This is a genomic window from Mesorhizobium sp. M7A.F.Ca.MR.148.00.0.0, from assembly GCF_003997735.1.
Classification (GTDB): Bacteria; Pseudomonadota; Alphaproteobacteria; order Rhizobiales; family Rhizobiaceae; genus Mesorhizobium.
Genome location: NZ_RZTB01000181.1, coordinates 1,806 through 2,686 on the forward strand (window position 1 = coordinate 1,806; position 881 = coordinate 2,686).

Consider the following 881-nt stretch of genomic DNA (forward strand, 5'->3'; position numbering starts at 1 on the left):
GGGTTGCCCTCCTGCAGTTTACGAACCAGTTCGACGATGGGTTTGATCAACGAGTTTAAGTCGTCGGTAGGGGTCGCCAATAGGGCGAGCATTTCTTTCCCTTCGTCGCCCAACTCTGGGATGAACTTCTCGGGATCGCTTAGGACCTCTTCAGCAAGAGTTTGAGCAGCCGATCCAGTGGCACCGATCGGAAGGACCGCCACACCCTGCGTTCGGGCAATCTCGAACTCCCGTACCACCCCGTCAGCAGCAACCATCTCGCCATCTTGTTCCTTGTTGCCTAGTAGGAACAGGGCAATGCCGGCGTGCGAAATGATCTCCTGCCTGTAGTCCTCCCACAGCGGGGCTAGGTCGTTCGGTGAACCTGTCTGCGGAAACGGCCGCAACACGAGCGCATCTTCGATGCTGCTATTCGACTTCCTGACTTCGCGTAGCGCACCGGTAAATATGGCGTCTCCAATGCCTGCCCCCAAACCAGTGGCAATTCGGGTACCTTCCGCAACCAGTGCCCGACCTAGCTCCTGTGCAAATGCCGAGACATCTGCCTGGCCCCATGGATCGTAGTTGAAAGCGCTACCAGAGATGAAGACGGTACGGCGGCGGTACCGATTTACCAGCTCAGTCAGAAATTCAGTGATTTCACTATATTCGTCGACTAGCAAGACGCGCACGTTGAACCGCTTCAAGTCCTCTACGACGAGAGCCTGCCTATTTCGGTAATGCTCAAAAGCCTTGTCTGTCTCGCCCGGCTGTTTGGTGCGTGTTCGAAAGACCGCGAAATGACGCCGCTGGTTAGTGGTGAAAGTCAGGCGAACTGTAGAAAGGGCCTGCTCCAGATTTGGGTCCGTGAAGCTAAATCCAAGAAAGAGAAATGTCTTGGA

At 55.2% G+C, this 881-nt stretch carries 1 protein-coding gene; it reads right to left on the reverse strand.

Annotated features, from left to right (window positions below; translation table 11 throughout):
• On the reverse strand, positions 1 to 881 hold an 881-nt coding region (locus EOB49_RS31915; RefSeq protein ID WP_206526170.1), incomplete at both ends, for an SIR2 family protein.